Genomic DNA, 21,885 nt, shown 5'->3' with positions numbered 1-21,885 from the left:
TTCGATTGTCGGAGCTACCGGGTGATTTATCCGGCGATCGCCACCGGGCATAGCGGCATTCCATTCAATTGTTTTGGAGTTCGCCCATGGCCCGCGGCGTCCGCTTTCACCAGCATGGTGGTCCCGAGGTGCTGCGTATCGAGGAGATCGCGGTTGCGCCGCCGGCGCCCCGCGAGGTTCAGATCCGAGTCAAGGCGCTCGGGCTCAACCGCGCCGAGGCCTCGCTGCGCCGGGGCAGCTATATCGAGACCGCGACGCTGCCGTCCGGCCTCGGGCTGGAAGCCGCCGGGATTGTCGCGGCGATCGGCGAAGGCGTCGAAGAATTTGCGCCGGGCGATGCCGTGAGCATCGTGCCGCCGGTCTCGATGGTGCGCTGGCCGGCCCATGCCGAGCTCGCGACCTTTCCGGCGGAGCTTGTCGTCAAGCATCCGCCCGCGCTCGATTTTGAAACGGCCGCTGCGGTGTGGATGCAGTATCTCACCGCGTTCGGTGCGCTGGTCGATCTTGCAAGGCTCGGGCGAGGCGAGTTCGTCGTCATCACAGCGGCGTCGAGCAGCGTCGGGCTCGCGGCGATCCAGATCGCCAACCGTATCGGCGCGGTCCCGATAGCGGTGACGCGGACATCGGCCAAGGCGCAGGCGCTGCGCGAGGCCGGCGCGGCGCACGTGATCGCGTCGGCGGAGCAGGATCTGCAATCAAGGCTGGAGCAGATCGCGGGACCGAACGGCGTGCGCGTGGTGCTCGATGCCGTCGGCGGCCCCGCCTTCGTGCCGCTGACGGCGGCGATGGCACCCGGCGGCATCCTGATCGAATATGGTGGACTCTGTCCTGAGCCGACGCCGTTTCCGCTCGCCAACGTGCTCGGCAAGAGCCTGACCCTGCGCGGCTACCTCGTGCACGAGATCGTGCGCGATCCCGCGCGGCTTACCGCGGCGAAGGCGTTCATCCTCGACGAGCTTGCCGATGGCACCTTGAGGCCGATCATCGCCAGGACGTTTGCGTTCGAGGAGATCGTCGAGGCGCACCGGTACCTGGAGTCGAACACGCAGTTCGGCAAGATCGTGGTGACGGTGTGAGGGTCGCACCAACGTCATTGCGAGCGAAGCGAAGCAATCCATCGGCCCGCATGCACGGAGGTATGGATTGCTTCGTCGCTGCGCTCCTCGCAATGACAGCGGAAAGACCTCACGTCCCGCAGAATGTCTGCGTCACGCGCTGCTCGGGGAGCGGCGGATCGGCGTAGGCCGCGAACTGCGGCTGGTCCTCATAGGGCTTGGCCAGCACCGTCAGCAGTTCCTCGAACGGCGCGTAGTCATCCGAGTTCACCGCAGCCGCAATCACCGCCTCGATCCGGTGGTTGCGCGGGATGAAGGCCGGATTGACCGCCTGCATCGCGGCCTTGCGATCGGCCGGCGTTTGCGGCTCCAGCGCGAGGCGGGTGCGCCAGCGGGCGGCCCATTCGTCGAACGCCGCGGGATCGGTGAACTGCGCGCGGACGTCCGCGGCGTCATCGCTTGCGGCCTCGCCGAGATGGCGGAAGGTCAGCGTGAAGTCGGCCGCGTTCTTGGCCATCGCGTCGAGCAGATCCTGGATCAGCGCCTCGTCACCGTCGCGCACGGTGAACAGGCCGACCTTGGCGCGCAGGCCGGCGTTATAGGCTGCGGTGAACTTTTCGGGGAATTCGCCGAGGATCACTTGCGCCTGCTCGATGGCCTTCTCCTGCTCGTCCGCGAACAGCGGCAGCAGGCATTCGGCGAGCCGGGTCAGATTCCACAACGCGATGCGCGGCTGGTTGGCATAGGCGTAGCGGCCCATCTCGTCGATCGATGAGAACACCTGCGCCGGGTTGTAGGCATCAAGGAAGGCACAGGGACCGTAATCGATGGTTTCGCCCGAGATCGAGGTGTTGTCGGTGTTCATCACGCCGTGGATGAAGCCGACCAGGAGCCAGCGCGCGACCAGCGCGGCCTGCCGCGCCACGACGCCGGCGAGCAGCGCGTGATAGGGCTGGGCGGCGTCCGTCAGCTCGGGATAGTGCCTGGCGATGACATGGTCGGCGAGCGCGCGCACGCCGTCGGTGTCGCCGCGGGCGGCGAAGAACTGGAAGGTGCCGACGCGGATGTGGCTCGCGGCGACGCGGGTCAGCACCGCACCGGGCAGCGCGGTCTCGCGCATCACGGGCTCGCCGGTGACGACGGCGGCGAGCGAGCGGGTGGTTGGGATGCCCAAAGCGAACATCGCCTCGCTGACGATGTATTCGCGCAAGACCGGACCGAGCGCGGCTCGGCCGTCGCCGCGGCGGGAGAACGGGGTCGGGCCGGACCCCTTGAGCTGGATGTCGCGGCGGACGCCGTCCTTGTCGATGACCTCGCCGAGCAGGATGGCGCGGCCGTCGCCGAGCTGGGGAACAAAGTGCCCGAATTGATGGCCGGCATAGGCCATGGCGATCGGGTCGGCGCCGTCAGGCAGCCGCTTTCCGGCAAGGATCTCGGCGCCCTCCGGCGCCGACAGCAGGTCCGGGTCCAGCCCGAGCTGGACCGCGAGCGGCCGGTTCAGCTTGATCAGCCGGGGGGCGGCCACCGGGGTCGGCGCGACACGGGCGAAAAAGTTCGCCGGCAGCGCCGAATAGGTGTTCTGGAACGGGAAATGAATGGTCATATCCCGAAGATAGGCCTGCGGGCCGAATAGGCAAACGATTGGCGCCCATCTGGCGCCGGATCGCAGCAAAATCTGCAGTTTCGGGCCAAAAGCGGGCGTTCCCTTGGTTGCCGCCCCGAGCTGGCTCGGGTAAACCCAGCGCCTTCGGATAGGAAGGTTCCTATCGCGATTCTCCTCCGACATCAGTTTTTGGAACGACTATGCATCGCTACCGGTCACACACATGCGGCGCGCTCCGAGAGGGCGATATCGACCAGACGGTCCGGCTTTCGGGTTGGGTTCACCGGGTCCGCGACCATGGCGGCGTGCTGTTCGTCGATCTGCGCGACCATTACGGCATCACCCAATGCGTGGCCGATCCGGACTCGCCGGCGTTCGGCGAGGTCGAGAAGTTCCGCTCCGAATGGGTGGTGCGGATCGACGGCAAGGTGCGCCGCCGTCCCGCCGGCACCGACAATCCGGAGCTGCCGACCGGCATGGTCGAGATCTACATCAAGGAGATCGAGGTGCTGGGCCCGGCGGCCGAGCTGCCGCTGCCGGTGTTCGGCGAGCAGGAATATCCCGAAGATATCAGGCTGAAATATCGCTTCCTCGACCTGCGTCGCGAGAAGCTGCACCAGAACATCATGACCCGCGGCGCGGTGGTCGATTCCATGCGCAAGCGGATGAAGGAGCAGGGCTTCTTCGAATTCCAGACCCCGATCCTGACGGCGTCCTCGCCGGAAGGCGCGCGCGACTTCCTGGTGCCGTCGCGCATCCATCCCGGCAAGTTCTACGCGCTGCCGCAGGCGCCGCAGCAGTACAAGCAGCTGTTGATGATGTCGGGCTTCGACCGCTACTTCCAGATCGCGCCGTGCTTCCGCGACGAGGACCCGCGCGCCGACCGTCTGCCGGGCGAGTTCTATCAGCTCGACGTCGAGATGAGCTTTGTCACCCAGGACGACGTGTTCGCGGCGATGGAGCCTGTGATCACCGGCGTGTTCGAGGATTTTGCCAAGGGCAAGCCGGTCACGAGGAACTGGCCGCGGATTCCGTTTGCGGAGGCCGTGCGCAAATACGGCTCCGACAAGCCCGATTTGCGCAACAAGATCGTGATGCAGGAAGTCTCCGAGCACTTCCGCGGCTCCGGCTTCAAGGTGTTCGCGCGCATGCTCGAAGACCCGAAGAGCCAGGTCTGGGCGATCCCGGGCACCGGCGGCGGCAGCCGCGCGTTCTGCGACCGCATGAACTCGTGGGCGCAGGGCGAAGGCCAGCCGGGTCTCGGCTACATCATGTGGCGCGAGGGCGGCGAGGGCGCAGGCCCCTTGGCGAACAACATCGGCCCCGAGCGCACCGCTGCGATCCGCGACCAGCTCGGACTGAAGGAAGGCGATGCGGCGTTCTTCGTCGCCGGCGATCCCGAGAAATTCTGGAAGTTCGCGGGTCTCGCGCGCACCAAGCTCGGCGAGGAATTGAACCTGATCGACAAGGACCGGTTCGAGCTCGCCTGGATCGTCGACTTCCCGATGTACGAGTATGACGAGGAGAACAAGAAGGTCGACTTCTCGCACAACCCGTTCTCGATGCCGCAGGGCGGCCTCGACGCGCTGACGTCGCAGGACCCGCTGACGATCAAGGCGTTCCAGTACGACATCGCCTGCAACGGCTACGAGATCGCCTCCGGCGGCATCCGCAACCACAAGCCGGAAGCGATGGTGAAGGCGTTCGAGATCGCAGGCTATGGCGAGCAGGAGGTCATCGACCGCTTCGGCGGCATGTACCGTGCGTTCCAGTACGGCGCCCCGCCGCATGGCGGCATGGCGGCCGGCCTCGACCGTATCGTGATGCTGCTCTGCGGCACCAACAATCTGCGCGAGATCTCGCTGTTCCCGATGAACCAGCAGGCCATGGACCTGCTGATGGGCGCGCCGTCGGAAGCAACGCCGAAGCAGCTTAAGGAGCTGCACATCCGCACCAACCTGCCGGCGAAGGGTTAGGGGGGCAGGAGAGGTGCGTAGCCCGGATGGAGCGAAAGCGAAATCCGGGGCGGTTCCTCCTGCGGCGACGCTGTTCCCGGATTGCGCTTCGCTCCATCCGGGCTACGGGCGGGAGAATCACAACCCCGTCGAGGCCTCGATCCGGAACTGCGCCAGCGCCGATTGCGGATCGGTCTTGAGCAGTTGCATCAGCTGAAGCGCCGGCGCCTTCGCGCGTGGAGTCAGCTTGATGACCAGCGTCTGCCCCGGCGTCTCGATGAACTGGCCGATCGCTGTGACGAGCGCGGTGGCGTCGGGATTGGCTCCGCCGATCTCGCCGCCCTGCGCCTTGATAGCGTCGAGGATGACCTTGCGCGCCTCGTCGCGGCTGACGTTCCGGGTGCGCGCAAATTGAGCGACGGCGAGATCGATGACGCCGAGGTCGTGGACCGCGAGCTCGATCGTGCCGGTTTCGATCTGCGCGGCCGCGCCCATTGCTTCCGCGGCGCTGGTCGAGAATGCCTCACGCGGCACGTTGCCGAGCGTGACCTGCGCCGACGCGCTCAGCAGGCCCGCCATGTCGAGCTTGACCGGCTCGAGCGCGAACGCGCGTGAGGTCTCGGTCCAGACGGCGCCGAGATCGGCGTCGACCGCCATTCGGTCGATCCCGGCGGCGACGAGCGGTTGCTGCCGCGGATCGGCCGCATCGAGCGGCGCCGCCAGCTTCGCGGTCAGCCGCAGCTTGCTCGGGATCGATCCGACGAACTGACCCCAGTCGAGGCTGAGGACGTCGATGTTGACCGGCTTGCCGGTGGCCTTGTAGGGCGACGCGACGCCCTTGACCTCGACGCCTTCGATCAGCGGGAATAGCGCCAGCGCCTGTTCGGCCGACGGCTTCTGCGCGGCGAACTGCGCCGAGAGCCGCATGAAGTTGGCGACGTCGAGCGACTTCAGCGCAAAGCGTCCGACCTTGATGGGACCGTTCGGCGCACGGGTATCGAGTCCCTCGACCGCAAGCTCGCCGATCTTGCCGTGTTCGAAGTTGAACCGCATCGAGGCGAGCTTGAGCGGGCCCTGCGGCGTCTCGACCGAGAGCCCATGCATCTCGGCATCTGCAATTCCGATGCCCGAATAGAGGCCGGCGACCTTGTCCAGCAGTTCGCGTGCCTGGGCGGCAGACGGCGGCGGACTCCCTTGCGGCGGGATCATTGCCAGCAGCGCCGGCAGTTGCATCCGTGACGGATTGATCCTGGTGTCGTCGACGGTCACTCCCTCGATCCGCATGTTCACACCGGGCGCGGCGGTAATGACATAAGGACCGGCCGAAACGTGTCCCTGGACCCGATACTCCCTGTCATCGTTGGCCTTGCCTGGATCGAATATCGCCGCCATCGCGCCGACGTCGATATCGGTCGCGGCGATGTTGGCGAGCTCGCCGGTCATTTTGATCGGCTTGCCGGCCGCCTGCTGGTTGATCGTGAACACAACCTTGTCGGTTTTGCTGGACGCGATTTTTCCGTCCTTCATGTTTTCGATGGCGATGCCCGAATAGGCGAATTCGCCGCCGACGCCGTCGCCGGCTTTTGCGGCGCCGCTGAAGGTCATCGTTCCGGTCAGGCTAGGCGCAGCGACCGATGATGCGTTGATGCTCGCGAGCAGTCCGAACGCGGACCGGTACAGCTCGAAGATCGACGACGAAGCCGGAAGCTGGGGCAGGCTGGCGGGGCCGGAATAATCCTTCACCGTGATCCGCGGCGCCTTGTAGGTCAGTGAGGCGATCGTCGGGGTCGGTCCCGACATGCCGATCTCGACATCGCTGAACTCGACATTGCCGGCGGAGACCCGTGCCGCGTCGGTTTGACCGAGGCCGGTCATCGTGAGACTGGCAATCTTGACGCTGACCGGGGATTGCGTCCCCGACTCGGTGGCGACGTCCGCGATCGTCAGGGTGCGGCTCTTGACGTCGAACGTGATCTTGCCGTGGCTCGCCTTGGCGCCGGTGGCACGGACCTGCTCGAAGGCGGCCTCGACGTCGCGCGTGACCCGGCGCTGGGCGTAGAAGTCGAAACCGAAGAAGCCCGCGGCCGCGATCACAACCACGGCGATCAGGCCGAGCAGAATTTTCTTCATTCGGTCAACTCCGGATCATCAAGGGAAAAAAATTGCCAATCCCGGCCGAATGGCGCGGGGAGGGGCAGGCGTCGATGAACGGCCGGCCCGGACCTGTTGACGGGGATATTATCGGATGTTGCATCCAAGTGGTTGGACATGCTTCACATCCGGCTCGATTTGCCGGACAACTGACTTTTGCCTGGATTAGCACAGAAACAAGAAATTTGGGCCGGAAACGCGGGGAGCACGCATGTCGTCATCGTCTGAAGAACTCCACAACGCGGCGCTCGCCTACCACCGGCTGCCGCGGCCGGGCAAGCTCGAGATCCAGGCGATCAAGCCGCTTGCCAACCAGCGTGACCTGGCGCTGGCCTATTCGCCGGGCGTGGCCGCCGCCTGCACCGAGATCGCCAAGAACCCGGCCGAGGCGGCGACGCTGACCGCGCGCGCCAATCTGGTCGCCGTGGTCTCCAACGGCACCGCGGTGCTCGGTCTCGGCAATATCGGTCCGCTGGCCTCGAAGCCCGTCATGGAAGGCAAGGCGGTGCTGTTCAAGAAATTCGCCGGCATCGACGTGTTCGACATCGAGATCAAGGCCGACACGATCGAGCGCGTAGTCGAGACCGTTGCCGCGCTGGAGCCGACCTTCGGCGGCATCAATCTCGAGGACATCCGCGGACCTGAGTGCTTCGAGATCGAGGCGCAGCTCAAGGAGCGCATGAAGATCCCGGTCTTCCACGACGACCAGCACGGCACCGCCATCATCGTCGCCGCGGCGATCGTCAACGGGCTGTTGTTGAACGGCAAGCAACTGTCTGACGTGAAGATCGTCTGCTCGGGCGCCGGCGCCGCCGCGATCGCAACCCTCAATCTGCTGGTCTCGATGGGGGCGCAGCGCAAGAACATCTGGGTCTGCGACATCGACGGTGTGGTCTATGAGGGCCGCAACACCACGATGGATCGCTGGAAGGCGGTCTATACCCAGAAGACCGACGCACGCGTGCTCGCCGACGTCATTCCCGGCGCGGACATCTTCATCGGACTGTCTGCACCGGGTGTGCTGAAGCCCGAAATGGTCAAGCAGATGGGCGACAAGCCGCTGGTGATGGCGCTGGCCAATCCAGTGCCGGAGATCATGCCGGATGAGGCGCGTCTGGCGCGTCCCGACGCGATGATCTGCACCGGGCGGTCGGACTTTCCGAACCAGGTCAACAACGTGCTCTGCTTCCCCTTCATCTTCCGCGGCGCGCTCGACGTCGGCGCCACCGCGATCAACGAGGCGATGAAGCATGCCGCGGTGGACGCGATCGCGCAGCTCGCGCGCGATCCGCCGTCGGATGCGGTGGCCCATGGTTTCGAGAGCGGCGAGACCCAGGGGTTCGGCCCCGGTTCGCTGATCCCGAGCCCGTTCGATCCGCGCCTGATCCTGCGCATCGCGCCGGCGGTGGCCAGGGCCGCGATCGAGTCCGGCGTCGCGACCCGGCCGATCACCAATTTCGACGAATACGCCGCCAATCTCGAACGCTTCGCCTTCCGCTCCGGCCTCACCATGAAGCCGGTGTTCGCCAAGGCGAAGACCCAGCCGGTGCGCGTGATCTACGCCGAAGGCGAGGACGAGCGTGTGCTGCGCGCGACGCAGGTGGTGCTCGAGGAAAAGCTGGCGCGGCCGATCCTGGTCGGCCGTCCGTCGGTGGTCGAGACCAGGATCAAGCGCTTCGGCCTGTCGATCAAGGCCGGCCGCGATTTCGACCTGATCAATCCCGAGGACGATCCGCGCTACCGTTCCTATGTGCAGTCCTATATCGACGTCGCCGGCCGGCGCGGCGTGACACCGGAGGCCGCGCGGACCGTGGTCCGCACCAACAATACCGTGATCGCGGCGCTTGCCGTGTCGCGTGGCGAGGCCGACGCGATGCTGTGCGGCGTCGAGGGCCGCTACATGAGCCATCTGCGCCATGTCCGCGAGATCATCGGCTTCCTGCCGGGGGTCAGCGACTATGCCGCGCTGGCGCTGATGATCACCTCCACCGGCGCCCATTTCCTCGCCGATACCCAGGTGCGGCCGAACCCGAGCGCGGAGGAACTCGCTGAAGTGGCATCGCTCGCGGCGATCCACGTCCAGCGCTTCGCCTTCAAGCCGCGGGTCGCCTTCGTGTCACATTCCGACTTCGGCAGCTATGACACGGATTCCTCGCGCAAGATGCGGCGGGCGACCCAGCTCTTGAAGGACAAGCATCCGGAGATCGAGGCCGACGGCGAGATGCAGGGCGACACCGCGCTGTCGGCGGCGGCGCGGCGCCTGGTGCTGCCGCAGTCGCGGCTGGAAGGCGAGGCCAACATCCTGATCATGCCGAACCTCGATGCCGCCAACATCGCCTACCAGATGATCAAATCGCTCGCCAATGCGTTGCCGGTGGGGCCGATCCTGATCGGTCCGGCGCGCCCGGCGCACATCCTCACCCCCGGCGTGACGGCGCGTGGCATCCTCAACATGACGGCGGTTGCCGCCGTCGAAGCCCAGGAGCGCGCCGGCCGCGCGCAGCCGACGCTGTTCGGCTGACGGCCGTTGTTTGAGCACGTTATGTTCGGAAAACCGCAGCGCGGTTTTCCGCATCGTGTTTGAACCGAGATGGATTCGATTTGATCGAGGCAGGCGGAGCGACCATAATCGCTTCGCCTGCTTCGTCCGATTTCCGCCATCCAGTGAGGCCGACCCATGCCAGCGTTCATCACCTTCGGGCGGATCCTGTTCGCCGTGCTGTTCCTCTATTCGGGAGCGAGCAAGCTGTTCGGCATCCAGGCGACGGCGGATCTGCTGGCGGCCAAGGTGACGATCCCGGCCGTGGTCGCGCCCTATACGCAGCAGATCGAAACCGCCGTCGGCATGCCCTTCATGCAGCTGCTGGCGGTCACGATCGGCGGCTTCGAGATCGTCGCGGGGCTGATGATCGCGGTGAACGTGCTGGCGCGGTTCTTCGCGATTCTCCTGATCATCTTCGTGTGCTTCGCCACCTTCTACTTCCATGACTTCTGGAATCAGCCGGCGCCCGACAACCTCAGGACGCTGATCGATGCGCTGAAGAACCTGTCGCTGATCGGCGCGCTGTTCATCATCGCTGGCTACGGCCGCGGCCCGCGCCGCGACGACCCGGCCTATGGGGACGTGTAGGACGATACGCAGCTGTGGAGGGCGGGTTAGCCGAAGGCGTAACCCGCCGACCTGCGCATTCGGCAAGAGGGGTGGCGGGTTACGCTGGCGCTAACCCCCTCTGCGACGTTCAGAAAGATGGTCCCCACATAGGTACGCTTTCAAACCTCTCGAGGCGGACCGTTTTCCTGCCAGCCGACGACGCATCCGTGCCAAGTCGCATGATGTCTCGGTCTTTGGTATCGACGCGCAGCTCGAGTTTGCCTGGGCAGTCTTTGGGCTGTTCGATCTCCAGGGCGAACGGAATTGGAAGTGTCTTGCTCATGTTGGGAACCACGAAGGACTGGAAGAGCTTCTCCGAGCCCGTCGGGCTCTCCGGCGTCATTTCGACGAGATAGAAGTACAGGAATTCCCCGACAGAGGCCTTGCGGTCGCCGGGCGCTTGCACGAGTTCGCCGCGCAGGGTGGTTTTGCAGGCGCCGACTGCGCTGGTTGCGACCAGCGACGCCATCGCCACAAGCGCTACGGCGTTCGCCAGGGAGGTCATGCCGTTGTTCATCGCAAGCTGGCTCGGGATCTATGCGCTTCGCCGCCACGGCGTCACGCTGACATCCTGCGCGGCATCGATCAGCTGCGGCGCGCCGGCGTGCAGGCCGTGCGCCGATAGCACCTGTTGCGGGGTGTGGGCAGGGACGCCCGGAAAGCACGGCTCGCCGTCGGGGATGCGCACCTTCGGGGCGACCGAGAGCCAGAACGTGTCGTAGCGGTCCATGAACATGCCGAACACGCCGGGGCCGCCGATGATCGCGACCATGCCCGAGGTCACGCCGGCCTCGCGGCTCGCCGTCTCGAACGGACAGCCGGCGGGATTCCACAACAGCGCCTTCGGATTGTCGGGGTCGGGCGCGGTGGCCGCGACCTTGCTGGTCAGGATCAGCCGCCGCCGCTTCGGCGCGTTCGGCTGCTCTTCCTGGGAGTGACGGCCATGCACGACGAGGTCGGCGCGGTCGAGGGCCGCGGTGAAGAACCGCTTGTCGCCCTCGATCTTGAGGTCGTCGGGCATCACATTCCGCGCATTCGCCAGCCGGCCATCGGCGGAGACGATGACGAAGCCTTCGATACGCAGCGCCGGCACCAGGATTGTCGCCGGCGTTATTGCTGATCGACGGTGGTGACGACGCTGTTCACCGGGCGCGAGCTTACGGTCGGCAGCTTGACGTCCTTGGCGAGCTCCTGCTCGTATTGCGGCAGCACTGTCACCGGGAACTTGGCGCGCATCGCGACCACCTTGTAGCCGCCGGCCTTGAGCTGCGTCAGCAGCGTGGGCAGGGCTTCCGCGGTGTGCTTCTGGAAGTCGTGCATCAGGATGATGCCCTTGCCGAGCTTGTTCAGCTTCTTCATCACGGTGTCGATCACCTGCTGCGGCTTGCTCGCCTTGAAGTCGAAGGAGTCGAGGTCGCAGGAGAAGATCGCGATGTTGCGGTTGCCAAGATAGGTCACCATCTCCGGCGGATGCTGCAGCGCCGGGAAGCGGAAGAACGGCGAGGGTGAGGTCTCGAGCGCCCACTTGACCGCAGCGTAGCCGCGCTCGATCTCGTCCTTCTTCTGATCCTCGGTCAGCTTCTTGTTGTTCAGATTGGCGTGCGACCAGGTGTGGGCGCCGACCGTGTGGCCGGCGGCATAGACCTGCCGCAGGATTTCGGGGTGATAGGTCGCGTGCTTGCCGATCGGGAAGAAGATGCCCGTGGTGCATTCATCCGCGAGCGCTTTCAGCACTGCCGGCGTGTTGCCCGGCCACGGGCCGTCGTCGAAGGTCAGCACCACCTCATGGTCGCGCAGGAAGTCGAGCTGCTTGAAATGCTCGAAGCCGAAGCCCGGACCGCCGGTAGTATCGATCTCGACCGTGCGGCCGACGCCGAGCGCGTTCGGATTGTTGCAGGCGGCGCGCGCCGGCTGTGGCGGTTGCTTCGGCGGAACCGGGGCTGCGGTTGCAGTGGCCGCTGCCGGGGCTGCGGCGGCGGGCGCGGGAGCCGCGGCCGCTGGTGCTGGTGCTGTCGGTGCCGCAGTAGCGCCCTTGGGGGGCGACGTCTGCGACCAAGCTGCGCTCGACGCGAGCAACGATACGGTCCCCGCAAAAATCAGACCTGTCGCAATGCGCATGGCGTGTTCCCTGCTGCTCGCGCTCCCGGCGCCGGCATTGCCGCGACCGGGTCGCTTCGCCCCCAACCGATCGTACCCTAGTCGCAGTGGCGACGCCAAGGCAATGAACGTGGCGAGCGCGTGTCCAAAATCCTCGTCGGATCAGTTAATTCCGGGGATTATCGTCATATCTCAGGCGGCCGCCAATGCCCGTGCGATCCCGGTCTTGATGCGCGTGTCGTCGGGCGCAACCGACTCAGCGAAAACGTCGGCGATGTAGCCGTCGCGGCCGATCAGGTATTTGTGAAAATTCCAGCGCGGCACGTCCTTTGGCCGAGCCTCCGCCGCCCAGCGGTAGAACGGATGCGCGCTCGCGCCGCGGACGATTGCTTTCGCCGCGATCGGGAAGGTGACGCCATATTGATGCTGCGCAGTCTCGGCGATCTCGGTCGGGCCGCCGGGCTCCTGGCCGCCGAAATCATTGGAGGGGACGCCAATGATGACGAAGCCGCGATCGCGGAATTCGGTCCAGAGTTGCTGCAGGCCGGCATATTGCGGCGTGAAGCCGCAAAGCGAGGCCGTGTTCACGATCATCAGCGGACGGCCGGCATAGTCGGCAAGTCTGATATCGCCGCCGCCGAGTGCCGGAAATGAGAAGGCGTAGGCGGTGATCCGGCTTATCGCAGGCTGCTCGGCATGCAGCGGGCGGGATGCCGCGGCTGCGGCGATCGCGGTCACGATCAGGGTCCTGCGGTCCATCATGGTCTCGTCCCCAGAACAGATGTTCGTCGGGATCATAATCCGGAGGGGACGCGCAGGCTTTCAAGAAGGCGTTATTGCCGGAAGCGGGTCGCCCGGATGGCCTCAGCGCAAAGGCAGGATGAAGTCAGTGCCTTCGCCGGTCTCGCCTTGGTTCACACCGAGGTCGGAGACGATGATCGATCCGCCGGTGCCGAGAGCTTCGCTGATCCGCGCCATCACGTCGGCCGGAATGGAGATGCGGTCGAGCGCCTCGGCCGGACTGTTGGTCACCGGCTGCGGCTTGGCCTCGGCCACTGCTGCGGCCGCGACCTTGCGGCGATGCGAGGTACGCTCTTCGACGTCGATGCGGGCGACGTTGCGGGTCGGCAGCGTCACCACCGACCAGCGCAGCAGGTTCGTATCGGTCTTGTCGGCTTGTGCGGTGAACACATGGGTGCCGAGCGGCCGGTCGCTTGCCTCGATCGTCACCGGCACCTCGAACAGAGGTGCAAAATTCTGCCGCACGTAGAGCTTGGAATCCTTGCGGCTGATGAACACCGCAATCTGGCCGGCGCGCTTCGGCACGTCGATCCTGGCGGTGCCCGGCAGCCGCGCCGGATCCTTCTTGGCGTCGGGCGCATCGGCTGCAGTCGCTGCCTCGGCGGGCTTGTCAGCGGCCTTCGAGGCATCGGCCTTCGGTGCGTCGGTCTTCGGTGCATCGATCTTGGGCGCCTCGGCAACACCAGGCTTGGCGGCGTCCGCCTTCGGCTCGTCGGCCTTGGCTTCCGCCTTCGCCGGATCGCTTGCGGAGACCTCGCTCTTTGGCGTGTCGGTGCTGGCGGTGGTTTCGCCGACCGTGTTGTCATCTGTGGTCGGGTTGCTGTCGTGGCCGGCGGAATTGGTCTCGGCCGGCTTGTCGGCGGCGGCCGTCTGGGGCTTCACTGTCTCGGACTTGTCGGCTGCGATCTTCTCCGCGATGGCGTCGCGCGCCGTGGAAGAGGATGCATCGGACATTGTCACTGACGCACTCGCTGCCGGCATCGCGCTGCTGGCGTCGGCGGTGTGGGTGTTGTCGCGCAGCGACGCGGCGGCATGGCCGACGCTGCTGCGCAAATCGAGATTGGACTGCTTGTCGGCCCCCTTGTCGCTCTTCACGCCGAGCGGCGCATCCATCTTCAGAATGTCGTCGGCAACCGGCTGCTGCGGCGCCACCTTTTGCGTGACCAGCAGCGGGTGCGAGAAACTTTCCGGCGAGATCGTGCCCGGCGTGACGAAGACGCGGGCGCCCATCCGCGTCCAATTGTACATCTTGACCGCGAACGACATCGGCATGCGGATGCAGCCGTGGGACGCCGGATAGCCGGGCAGCACGCCGGCATGCATGGCGATGCCCGACCAGGTGATGCGCTGCATATACGGCATCGGCGCGCCGCTGTAGATGTTGGACTGATGGTACTTCTGCTTCTGGATGACGCTGAAGACACCCATGGGGGTCGAATGCCCCTTCATGCCAGTCGACACCGGGCTCTCGGCATAGAGGCCGTTGGCGTCGTAGAGGCTGACCCGCTGCTGGTCGATCGAGACCGAGATGATCAGGGGACCTTGCGGCTTGCTGCCGGCCTCCTTCTCGATCGCCGGATTCTTCTTGGCTGTGTTGCGCTTCGGCTTTTGCCGGTGCGGCTGCGGCATCGGCTCGTAGTCGCCGTAGAAGGCGGAGTCGCGGTTCCAGTAATAGAGCGCTGCATCGGCCTGCGTGGAGGCGGCGACGGTGCCGGCGGTCGTCAGAATTGCCAGCTGCCAGAACCGCTCATTCGCGAAGTCAAAAACCGAAATCCGCCGTCCACCTGCGCGCATATTCCGAATCCCAGTCCAAACTACATGTTGGTTGTCGCAGACGCACAACGCGTTCACCAGCGCAAGCGATCTAACCCTTCCGTGAGGGCGGTATTTTCGACGAAAGAGTAACAAAAAAGCCTCACAAGAGGTTAAAGCGCCGCGTTCGATCACCGAACTGTCAGCGCCTTCCTGTGCGGCGTTTGCGCACTACATAGGCGGGACCCACCCCGCGGAGACCTCAATGACATCGAGAACTGTGAGCTTGTGTGACCTGCGACGGTTGTCTCGATGGGGATGCGCGGTGCTGCTGATGTTGCTGGCTTTGGGGCAGGCGGGTCCTGCGGTCGCGGCCGACGAGCCGGACCTGATCTTCCGCCGCTCCACCGTGTTCAAATGGGTGAGCCCCAACGACAAGCTCGCGACCTATGGCGTCGACGATCCCGAGGTCGAGGGCGTCGCCTGTCACTTCACGGTGCCGGAGAGGGGCGGCTTCAAGGGCTGGCTTGGCCTTGCCGAGGAAGTCTCCGATATCTCGCTGGCTTGCCGGCAGATCGGGCCGATCCGCTTCAAGACCAAGCTCGGGCAGGGCGATGACATGTTCAGCAAGCGCCGGTCGCTGTTCTTCAAGAAGATGCAGATCGTGCGCGGCTGCGACGCCAAGCGCAACGTGCTGGTCTACATGGTCTATTCGGACCGCCTGATCGAGGGCTCGCCAAAGAACTCGACGTCGTCGGTGCCGATTATGCCGTGGGGCGCGGCCGATGCTGCCGTGCAGAAGTGCGGCGAGTTCATTCAATAGCTGGAGCAGGGGCTTGGCCCAGGCGGCTGAGGCGGTGGGCGAGCTAGCGCTCGGTTTGCCCGAACTGCTTCGCGCTGATGCCAAGGCCCGGTTTGACCTTCGAGTCGCGGCAGCCGACGAGGCGGACCAGCTTCTGCGGCGCGCACTCATTGTCGCCCATCACGTAGGCGCCTTGCTGCGGCATCGCGGCCGTCATCTGCTGCTGGCCGGATTTGCTCGCCGCGGATTCATTGCCAACACCGATGTTGCCATTGCCCACGACTGACATCCTTCGTTGGATCGGGAGGGATCACGACAACGTGCCACCGCGAAGATGGTTGCACGGCACGCAGACATGAGTCGACGAAACCGCCGCCCGGTTCACCGCCGCCCTTGCTGTGCTGCTTCTCCTCTCAGCAGAGGAAAGTTAACAAAGCGCGGTAGCTCGTTCAGTTTGCACGCATAATTGGCCGTCGCTCCGGCAGTGGCCGAGGTCCGGCATTGTCGCGCGAAGTTTTCAACAGCTTTTCAGTCACACTTCTGCCGCTGAAATCATTGGTGTTTTCCGCCGAATGTTTCGTGGACCGCTGGTCGACGAAACAATTCGAGTTCCGACGAAACCATTTTCGGCTTGTTCCGCAGAACTCCGGAAACGGCAGATCGTTATCAGACCGTCACACAACGGCGCCGGATGCCGAGCGGAATAACGGAGACTGTCAGATGCGAACCATGAGCCTGATCCTCGCCCTCGCCTTTGTGATGGCCGGTTCGTCAATGGCAGGCTCGCCGGACAGCGGTTTGCCCGGGATCGGCACCTTCTCCTATAACGGCTCGCCGGTGGTCACCCCGGCCCCGATGGTGCTGGCGCAGGCCAACTGAGCGCGACGCAAAAAATAGAACTGCCGGTAAAGGCTCCCCATGCTGCTCCGTATCTGTTCCGCCGCGATGTTGGCATCGCTCGTCCTGATGGGGCCTTTGGCGGGCGCCGCGCAGGCCCAATCCCAGCTCCCTCTCGAATCGATGCAGATCCGCTCACTGTACCGCGTGCCTGAACCGCGCGACGAGTTCGTGCGGCAATGCGCGCCGCATATGCTCGGCCGCTGGGCGCATCCCGAGGCGGTGTGCGGCTGCCTGCACGACCACGCCGCCGCGACGGTAGACGATCCCGACCTGCGCCAGGCGCTGCTGCGCGGCATCAGCGAGACCGGCGTGCCGACCATCGAGACCGATTGGGTGCCGCCGTCCAAGCAGGGTGAGATCGGCCCGACCTTCACCAAGATCGCCAAGCCGACCCTGCAATGCATGTTCGAGCCGGTCTCGAACTGAGCCGCGCATCAAAGCAATGAGGACCGCAGCGCCTCGCGACAGCGGGGCGTTTTACTTTTTGGCGAGGCGGGGCACGCAGCTGCTGGTCCGCACCACGCCGTTCTGGCTCAGCCTGGAGCCGACGACCTGCTTGATCTGCCCGGCCGGGCACGAGCCGTCATCGACAAGGACGCGCTGGCCGACCCGCAGATCGACGATGTCGCCCTCGCGCATGTAGGACTGCTCTGCTGCGGCGGATTGTGTCATCGCGCCAAGAGCTGCGACGCTGACCAGCGCGACGAATCCCGAGCGCAGCATCGCAGCCTCCTTCACTTGTTCTGGATCTTGAGCCCGTCGGGGCCGACATTGATCTGAAGGCCTTCGGGCTGCTTGTTCGCCTGATAAAGATTGTAGCCGAGCATGCCTGCGATCACGACCAGCGCGGCGATCACGAGATACAGGACGTTGCGATTTGGCATCCGGTATCTCCGTAAGCGGACACTGACTGAACGCGGGCGACCTTAGTCAGGTGACTGCGATTCTCCTAGAGCGCTGCGGCTTGGCGGATGGCTTGACCGACGCCTTGCGCGTCGCGCGCAGCGCGGCGAGCGTTGTCTTCGCCAATCGTTCCGCCGATGCAACGAGTTGCGGAACCGGATGGCCGGAAAATCCCAGCACGAAGCCGGGCAGAGGCGGCGCGCGATGATAGGTCTCGGCGAGCAGCCAGCCGCCGACGCCGGCATTAGCCTTTGCCTGCGCGGCAATCAGCGGATCGGTCGCGGGATCGAGCCGCGCCACGAGGTGCAGGCCCTGCGAGGGCACGGGAACCGTGAGCTCGCCTTCGGATGCGCTCACAAGCGTCGACGCCAGGATGTCGCGCGCCTCGCGATAGAGTTTGCGCGATTTGCGTAAGTTGGCCGCAAAGGCGCCGGAGTTCAGCATGTCGGCGACCGCGCCTTCCATCAACGTGGCGGGAAAGCGGTCGAGCGCGGCGCGCGCCGCCGTCACCGGGCCGATCAAGGCTTCGGGCAGGGCGCAATAGCCGATCCGCAATCCGGGAAACAGCGTCTTCGCGAACGTGCCCATGTAGATCACGCGGCGCAGATGATCGATGCCGGCCAGCGACAACAGCGGCGCGCCGTCGTAGCGGAACTCGCTGTCGTAGTCGTCCTCGAACACGAAGGCGCCGGCGTCCCGTGCCCAGTCGAGCAGCTCGAGCCGGCGCGGCATCGACATCTGCACGCCGAGCGGAAACTGGTGCGAGGGCGTGACATAGGCAGCGCGCGCTTGCGGCGCGGACGCGCGCCCCTTGTCGATGCGCATGCCCGACATGTCGACCGGCACCGACACCGGACGATAGCCGCAATGCTCGATCGCGCGCCGCGCCGCCGGATAGCCGGGGTCTTCGCACCAGACCTGGTCGCCGGGCTTGAGGATCGCCCCGAGCACGATGCGCAGGGCATGCAGCGTGCCGGACGCCAGCATGATTTGGTCGGGGTCGCAGCGCAGCCCGCGCGCCGACAGCAGATGGTCCGATATCGCCGCGCGCAGCTCGCTGCTGCCGCGGGGATCGCCGTAATGCAGATGCTCGGAGCCGAACGCGCGCAGCCTGCGGCCGGCAAAGGCGCGGAAGCGCTGCAGCGCGCGCTCGTCAATATGGGTGCAGCCGAGCGACAGCGCGTTGTGCTGCGGCGGTTCGATCGCGATCCTTGCACGGCGCGGCGCGGCGGCCTGCGCCGGAATGCGCGCCGCGACGAAGGTTCCGGCGCCCGTTGTTGCCACCGCAAAGCCGTCGGCGATCAGCCGCTCATAGGCCGTGGTGACCGCGTTGCGGCGGAAGCCGGTCTGCTTGGCGAGCGCGCGCGACGGCGGCAGCGGCTCGCCCGGCTTGACGAGGCCGCCGACGATCGCGTGGCACAGCGCCTGATAGAGCCGCTGCTGCGAGGCCGCGCCGGGGGTGACGTGCGGGCCGGCGAGATCGAGCGGCAGCTCGGCCTTGCGCGCCGCGGGCTCCCGAGAATTGGTCGGAATTTTTCGCATGGAATTGGCACTATCGCAGACCAAATGAGCCGCTACAACTCTGGACAGATTCCAGATTTCGAAAGGCTCACCGTGACCGAAGGCGCATCCGCTCCGTCCTATCCCATGTCGTCCCGCAGCCGCGTGAAGCGCCGCCACGACCGCGGCTTCTACGACCACGCCACCGTGCACAAGATCCTCGACGCCTCGATGCTGTGCCACGTCTCCTACGTGATCGACGGCCAGCCCTATTGCACGCCGACCTTCTTCTGGCGCGAGGGCACCAGGCTCTACTGGCACGGCTCGAGCGCGAGCCGGATGCTGGAGAACCAGTCCGAAGGGCAACGCGTGTGCCTGACGGTCGCCCATCTCGACAGCCTGGTGCTGGCGCGCTGCGGCTTCAACCACTCGGCCGACTATCGCGCGGTGATGGCGTTCGGGTCAGCCTATCTCGTCACCGACCCCGCAGAGAAGGAACGCGCGATCGTCGCGATGGTCGACCGTTTCTTTCCCGAGCGCACCGCGAGCCTGCGTGCCAGCAACAAGCAGGAGATCAAGGCGACCTCGTTCATCGCGATGGAGATCGAGGAGGCCTCGGCAAAAATTCGCGCCAAGGGCGTCGCCGACGATGACGAGGATTACGAGTTGCCGATCTATGCCGAGCGCATTCCGGTACGCACCGTGCTCGGCGCGCCCGAGCCGTGCCCGCGGCTGCTCGACGGCGTGACGCGGCCGAAGACGCTCGATGGCTATTCGGAAGGCCGGCTGCTCGAAGATGCATTGCGGGACGCCTATTTTGCGCAATACCCCGCGGAGTGAAATCGGGCTACGCTGCGGCTCCCGCCTGATCTGTTTTCCCGATGGAGCCAAAGCATGACTGCCGAGACGCAACAACGAATCCTTGCCGCTGTTGATGAGGGATTCGATGCGCAGCTTGCGACGACGCAGGCCTTCGTCGCGATCCCCTCGACCCGCGGCTCCGAGGGGCCGTGCCAGGACATGATCGGCGATCTCCTGCGCGAGCGCGGCTACGAGGTCGACGACTGGCACATCAATCTCGACGAGCTGAAGGATTTGCGCGGCTTCGGCCCGATCGAGCATGATTTCTCGAAGGCACGCACGGTGGTCGGCACCTACCGCCCGGCCAGCAATGCCGGCAAATCGCTGATCCTGCAGGGCCACTGCGACGTCGTGCCGACCGGTCCGCTCGAGATGTGGGAGACGCCGCCGTTCTCGCCCGTCATCAAGGACGGCAGGATGTATGGCCGCGGCGCCTGCGACATGAAGTCCGGCACCATCGCCGCGCTCTATGCGCTGGATGCGATCAGGAAGGCCGGCCTGAAGCCGACGGCGCGGATTCACTTCCAGTCCGTGATCGAGGAGGAGAGCACCGGCGTCGGCGCGCTCTCGACCTTGCAGCGCGGCTATCGCGCCGATGCCTGCTTCATCCCGGAGCCGACCAACGGCAAGATGATCCGCTCGCAGGTCGGCGTGATCTGGTTCCGCCTGAAGGTGCGCGGTTTCCCGGTGCATGTGTTCGAGGCCGGCGCGGGCTCGAACGCGATCATGGCGGCGTATCATCTGGTGCATGCGCTGGAGAAGCTCGAGATCGCCTGGAACGAGCGCGCCAAGGCCGACCGCCATTTCAAGGGCGTCAATCACCCGATCAACTTCAATCCGGGCATCATCAAGGGAGGCGACTGGGCCTCCAGCGTGCCGGCCTGGTGCGACGTCGACTGCCGCATCGCGGTCTTGCCGGGCTGGTCGATCGCCGAGTGCCAGAAGGAGATTCTGGCCTGCGTGTCGGCGGCGGCGCGCGATCATCGCTTCCTCTCCAACAATCCGCCGCAGGTCGAATGGTCGGGCTTCCTGTCGGAAGGCTACGAGTTGGTGAACTCCGAGGCACCGGAAGCTGCCTTCGCCAAGGCGCACTCGGTCGTCTATGGCGGCGCTGTGGAAGACCGCGCCTTCACCGCGTTGACCGACACGCGCTTCTACGGTTTGAACCACAACATCCCGAGCCTCTGCTTCGGCGCCACCGGCGCGGCGATGCACGGCTTCAACGAATATGTCGAACTGGAGTCGCTGCGGAAAGCGACCAAGGCGATGGCGCTGTTCATCGCGGAATGGTGCGGCGTAGAGAAGGCGTAGCTTCGTTCTCCCTATGCCATTGCAATCATGTGTTGTGCGTGATTGCGCAACAAATTCGCTGTCGTCCCGGCGAAGGCCGGGACCCATAACCACAAATCTTGCTTGTTGTGCAGCGCTGCGAGGACGAGTCCCGATCACAACATTAGCCGCGGAGTATGGGTCCCGGCCTGCGCCGGGACGACGCTGGAGGTTTCAGCGCTCCGCCCACAACGCCTTCACGATCGCATCGAGCCCATCGGTCAGCGCGGCGGGGCCGGGCTGCAGGATGATGGGCGACTTGATCTCGACGATGCGGTCGTTGCGCACCGCCGGGATTTCGCTCCAGCCCTCACGCTTGCGGATGCGGTCGGGCACGACCTTCTTGCCGCACCAGGACGCCAGGATCACGTCGGGCATCGCCGCGCGCACCGCGTCAGGCGTGACGATGCGATCCCTGGCCGCCTTGTGAACGCGCAAATGCGGCAGCGCGTCCTCGCCGCCGGCGATCTCGGTCAGTTCGGACACCCAGCCGATGCTGCTGATCAGCGGATCGTCCCATTCCTCGAAATAGACCTTTGGCCGCGGTGCCGGACGCGGCGTTGCCGCGATCGTCGCCAGCCGTTGTTCGAGGTTTTGCGCGAGCCGATCGGCGCGGTCGGCGGCACCGACCATTGCGCCCAGACTGCGGATCATCGCGAGGATGCCGGCGACGTCGCGCTGGTTGAAGACGTGGACGGCGACGCCGGCGCGCACGAGATCGGCGACGATGTCGGCCTGCAGATCGGAGAAGGCGAGCACCAGATCGGGGTCGAGCGCCAGGATCTTTGGCATGTCGGCGGAGATGAACGCCGACACGCGCGGCTTCTCGCGGCGGACCTGCGGTGGCCGCACCGCGTAGCCGGAGACGCCCACGATGCGGTCCTGCTCGCCGAGCAGATAGAGCGTCTCGACCGTCTCTTCGGTCAGGCAGACGATCCGACGGGGAGGGAAGTCGCGCATGGCAGGCGGTATGCAGGCTCCGAGGCACATTGTCACTGATGTCATGACGTCATTCGCGCCATTAC

21 protein-coding genes are annotated in these 21,885 nt (G+C 65.5%); 9 read left to right on the top strand and 12 right to left on the bottom strand.

Translation table 11 applies throughout. The features are described 5' to 3' along the window. The first annotated feature begins 86 nt into the window (after positions 1 to 86). Positions 87 to 1,076 carry a zinc-dependent alcohol dehydrogenase family protein gene (locus J2R76_RS09220; protein ID WP_076832018.1) on the top strand — a complete coding sequence of 330 codons (990 nt, stop codon included), beginning with the start codon at positions 87 to 89 and terminating at the stop codon, positions 1,074 to 1,076. A 109-nt stretch (positions 1,077 to 1,185) separates the two neighbouring features. On the opposite strand, the gene J2R76_RS09215 is transcribed toward J2R76_RS09220, so the two are convergent. Continuing rightward, on the bottom strand, positions 1,186 to 2,658 hold the full coding sequence (locus tag J2R76_RS09215; RefSeq protein ID WP_076832021.1) for a YdiU family protein: 1,473 nt from the start codon (positions 2,656 to 2,658) through the stop codon (positions 1,186 to 1,188). A 200-nt stretch (positions 2,659 to 2,858) separates the two neighbouring features. Between J2R76_RS09215 and aspS the strand changes: the two genes are divergently transcribed. Beyond that, complete coding sequence (gene aspS, locus J2R76_RS09210; protein WP_076832023.1) at positions 2,859 to 4,634, top strand: aspartate--tRNA ligase; 1,776 nt, start codon at positions 2,859 to 2,861, stop codon at positions 4,632 to 4,634. A gap of 117 nt (positions 4,635 to 4,751) precedes the next feature. On the opposite strand, the gene J2R76_RS09205 is transcribed toward aspS, so the two are convergent. Continuing rightward, positions 4,752 to 6,743: a hypothetical protein gene (locus tag J2R76_RS09205; RefSeq protein ID WP_076832026.1), complete on the bottom strand. Its 1,992-nt coding sequence runs from the start codon at positions 6,741 to 6,743 to the stop codon at positions 4,752 to 4,754. 232 nt (positions 6,744 to 6,975) lie between these two features. On the opposite strand from J2R76_RS09205, the gene J2R76_RS09200 reads away from it, so the two are divergent. Next, positions 6,976 to 9,285 carry an NADP-dependent malic enzyme gene (locus J2R76_RS09200; protein ID WP_057019906.1) on the top strand — a complete coding sequence of 770 codons (2,310 nt, stop codon included), beginning with the start codon at positions 6,976 to 6,978 and terminating at the stop codon, positions 9,283 to 9,285. 156 nt (positions 9,286 to 9,441) lie between these two features. Then, complete coding sequence (locus tag J2R76_RS09195; RefSeq protein WP_057019907.1) at positions 9,442 to 9,894, top strand: DoxX family protein; 453 nt, start codon at positions 9,442 to 9,444, stop codon at positions 9,892 to 9,894. 109 nt (positions 9,895 to 10,003) lie between these two features. Here J2R76_RS09195 and J2R76_RS09190 read toward each other — a convergent pair whose 3' ends face one another. The 5 genes from J2R76_RS09190 to J2R76_RS09170 form a co-directional block, all read right to left on the bottom strand. Continuing rightward, the gene (locus J2R76_RS09190; RefSeq protein WP_076832028.1) at positions 10,004 to 10,432 is read right to left on the bottom strand and encodes a hypothetical protein; all 429 of its coding nucleotides are present in this window, start codon (positions 10,430 to 10,432) and stop codon (positions 10,004 to 10,006) included. 18 nt (positions 10,433 to 10,450) lie between these two features. Next, a complete protein-coding gene (locus tag J2R76_RS09185; protein WP_076832031.1) occupies positions 10,451 to 11,008 on the bottom strand; it encodes a dihydrofolate reductase in 558 nt (185 codons plus the stop codon). 17 nt (positions 11,009 to 11,025) lie between these two features. Further along, positions 11,026 to 12,033, bottom strand: coding sequence for a polysaccharide deacetylase family protein (locus J2R76_RS09180; RefSeq protein WP_076832034.1), 1,008 nt, complete (start codon positions 12,031 to 12,033; stop codon positions 11,026 to 11,028). 171 nt (positions 12,034 to 12,204) lie between these two features. Then, the gene (locus J2R76_RS09175) at positions 12,205 to 12,774 is read right to left on the bottom strand and encodes a glutathione peroxidase (RefSeq protein WP_057019911.1); all 570 of its coding nucleotides are present in this window, start codon (positions 12,772 to 12,774) and stop codon (positions 12,205 to 12,207) included. A 102-nt stretch (positions 12,775 to 12,876) separates the two neighbouring features. After that, complete coding sequence (locus J2R76_RS09170) at positions 12,877 to 14,607, bottom strand: L,D-transpeptidase (RefSeq protein WP_076832036.1); 1,731 nt, start codon at positions 14,605 to 14,607, stop codon at positions 12,877 to 12,879. 223 nt (positions 14,608 to 14,830) lie between these two features. Here J2R76_RS09170 and J2R76_RS09165 point away from each other — a divergent pair, with 223 nt between their 5' ends. Next, positions 14,831 to 15,388, top strand: a complete 558-nt coding sequence (locus tag J2R76_RS09165; RefSeq protein ID WP_028332339.1) for a CreA family protein — start codon at positions 14,831 to 14,833, stop codon at positions 15,386 to 15,388. A gap of 43 nt (positions 15,389 to 15,431) precedes the next feature. Here the strand turns inward: J2R76_RS09165 and J2R76_RS09160 are convergent, their stop codons facing one another. Continuing rightward, positions 15,432 to 15,656 carry a hypothetical protein gene (locus tag J2R76_RS09160; RefSeq protein ID WP_076832039.1) on the bottom strand — a complete coding sequence of 75 codons (225 nt, stop codon included), beginning with the start codon at positions 15,654 to 15,656 and terminating at the stop codon, positions 15,432 to 15,434. 212 nt (positions 15,657 to 15,868) lie between these two features. On the opposite strand from J2R76_RS09160, the gene J2R76_RS09155 reads away from it, so the two are divergent. Both J2R76_RS09155 and J2R76_RS09150 read left to right on the top strand, forming a co-directional pair. Beyond that, positions 15,869 to 16,246 (top strand): hypothetical protein, encoded by a 378-nt coding sequence (locus J2R76_RS09155; protein ID WP_143271143.1) that lies wholly within the window; start codon positions 15,869 to 15,871, stop codon positions 16,244 to 16,246. 39 nt (positions 16,247 to 16,285) lie between these two features. Then, complete coding sequence (locus J2R76_RS09150) at positions 16,286 to 16,693, top strand: hypothetical protein (RefSeq protein ID WP_057019915.1); 408 nt, start codon at positions 16,286 to 16,288, stop codon at positions 16,691 to 16,693. A 51-nt stretch (positions 16,694 to 16,744) separates the two neighbouring features. On the opposite strand, the gene J2R76_RS09145 is transcribed toward J2R76_RS09150, so the two are convergent. Genes J2R76_RS09145 through J2R76_RS09135 form a run of 3 tightly spaced genes read right to left on the bottom strand, consistent with a single transcriptional unit; the run spans position 16,745 to position 18,712 of the window. Then, positions 16,745 to 16,990: a DUF6719 family protein gene (locus tag J2R76_RS09145; protein WP_057020057.1), complete on the bottom strand. Its 246-nt coding sequence runs from the start codon at positions 16,988 to 16,990 to the stop codon at positions 16,745 to 16,747. A gap of 11 nt (positions 16,991 to 17,001) precedes the next feature. Then, positions 17,002 to 17,151, bottom strand: coding sequence for a hypothetical protein (locus tag J2R76_RS09140; RefSeq protein ID WP_167350431.1), 150 nt, complete (start codon positions 17,149 to 17,151; stop codon positions 17,002 to 17,004). A gap of 46 nt (positions 17,152 to 17,197) precedes the next feature. Further along, positions 17,198 to 18,712 (bottom strand): PLP-dependent aminotransferase family protein, encoded by a 1,515-nt coding sequence (locus J2R76_RS09135; RefSeq protein WP_076832042.1) that lies wholly within the window; start codon positions 18,710 to 18,712, stop codon positions 17,198 to 17,200. A 105-nt stretch (positions 18,713 to 18,817) separates the two neighbouring features. On the opposite strand from J2R76_RS09135, the gene J2R76_RS09130 reads away from it, so the two are divergent. Both J2R76_RS09130 and J2R76_RS09125 read left to right on the top strand, forming a co-directional pair. Next, positions 18,818 to 19,510, top strand: coding sequence for a pyridoxamine 5'-phosphate oxidase family protein (locus J2R76_RS09130; protein ID WP_371852173.1), 693 nt, complete (start codon positions 18,818 to 18,820; stop codon positions 19,508 to 19,510). Between the two features lie 54 nt (positions 19,511 to 19,564). Continuing rightward, complete coding sequence (locus J2R76_RS09125) at positions 19,565 to 20,842, top strand: ArgE/DapE family deacylase (protein WP_076832045.1); 1,278 nt, start codon at positions 19,565 to 19,567, stop codon at positions 20,840 to 20,842. 192 nt (positions 20,843 to 21,034) lie between these two features. Here J2R76_RS09125 and J2R76_RS09120 read toward each other — a convergent pair whose 3' ends face one another. Then, a complete protein-coding gene (locus J2R76_RS09120; protein ID WP_076832048.1) occupies positions 21,035 to 21,820 on the bottom strand; it encodes a cobalamin-binding protein in 786 nt (261 codons plus the stop codon). Between the last annotated feature and the right edge of the window lie 65 nt (positions 21,821 to 21,885).

This window comes from Bradyrhizobium sp. USDA 4532, from assembly GCF_024171315.1.
In the GTDB taxonomy this organism is placed as follows: Bacteria; Pseudomonadota; Alphaproteobacteria; order Rhizobiales; family Xanthobacteraceae; genus Bradyrhizobium; species Bradyrhizobium australafricanum.
The sequence above is the reverse complement of the archived record's forward strand: the minus strand, read 5'-3'. Positions and strand labels throughout refer to the sequence as shown.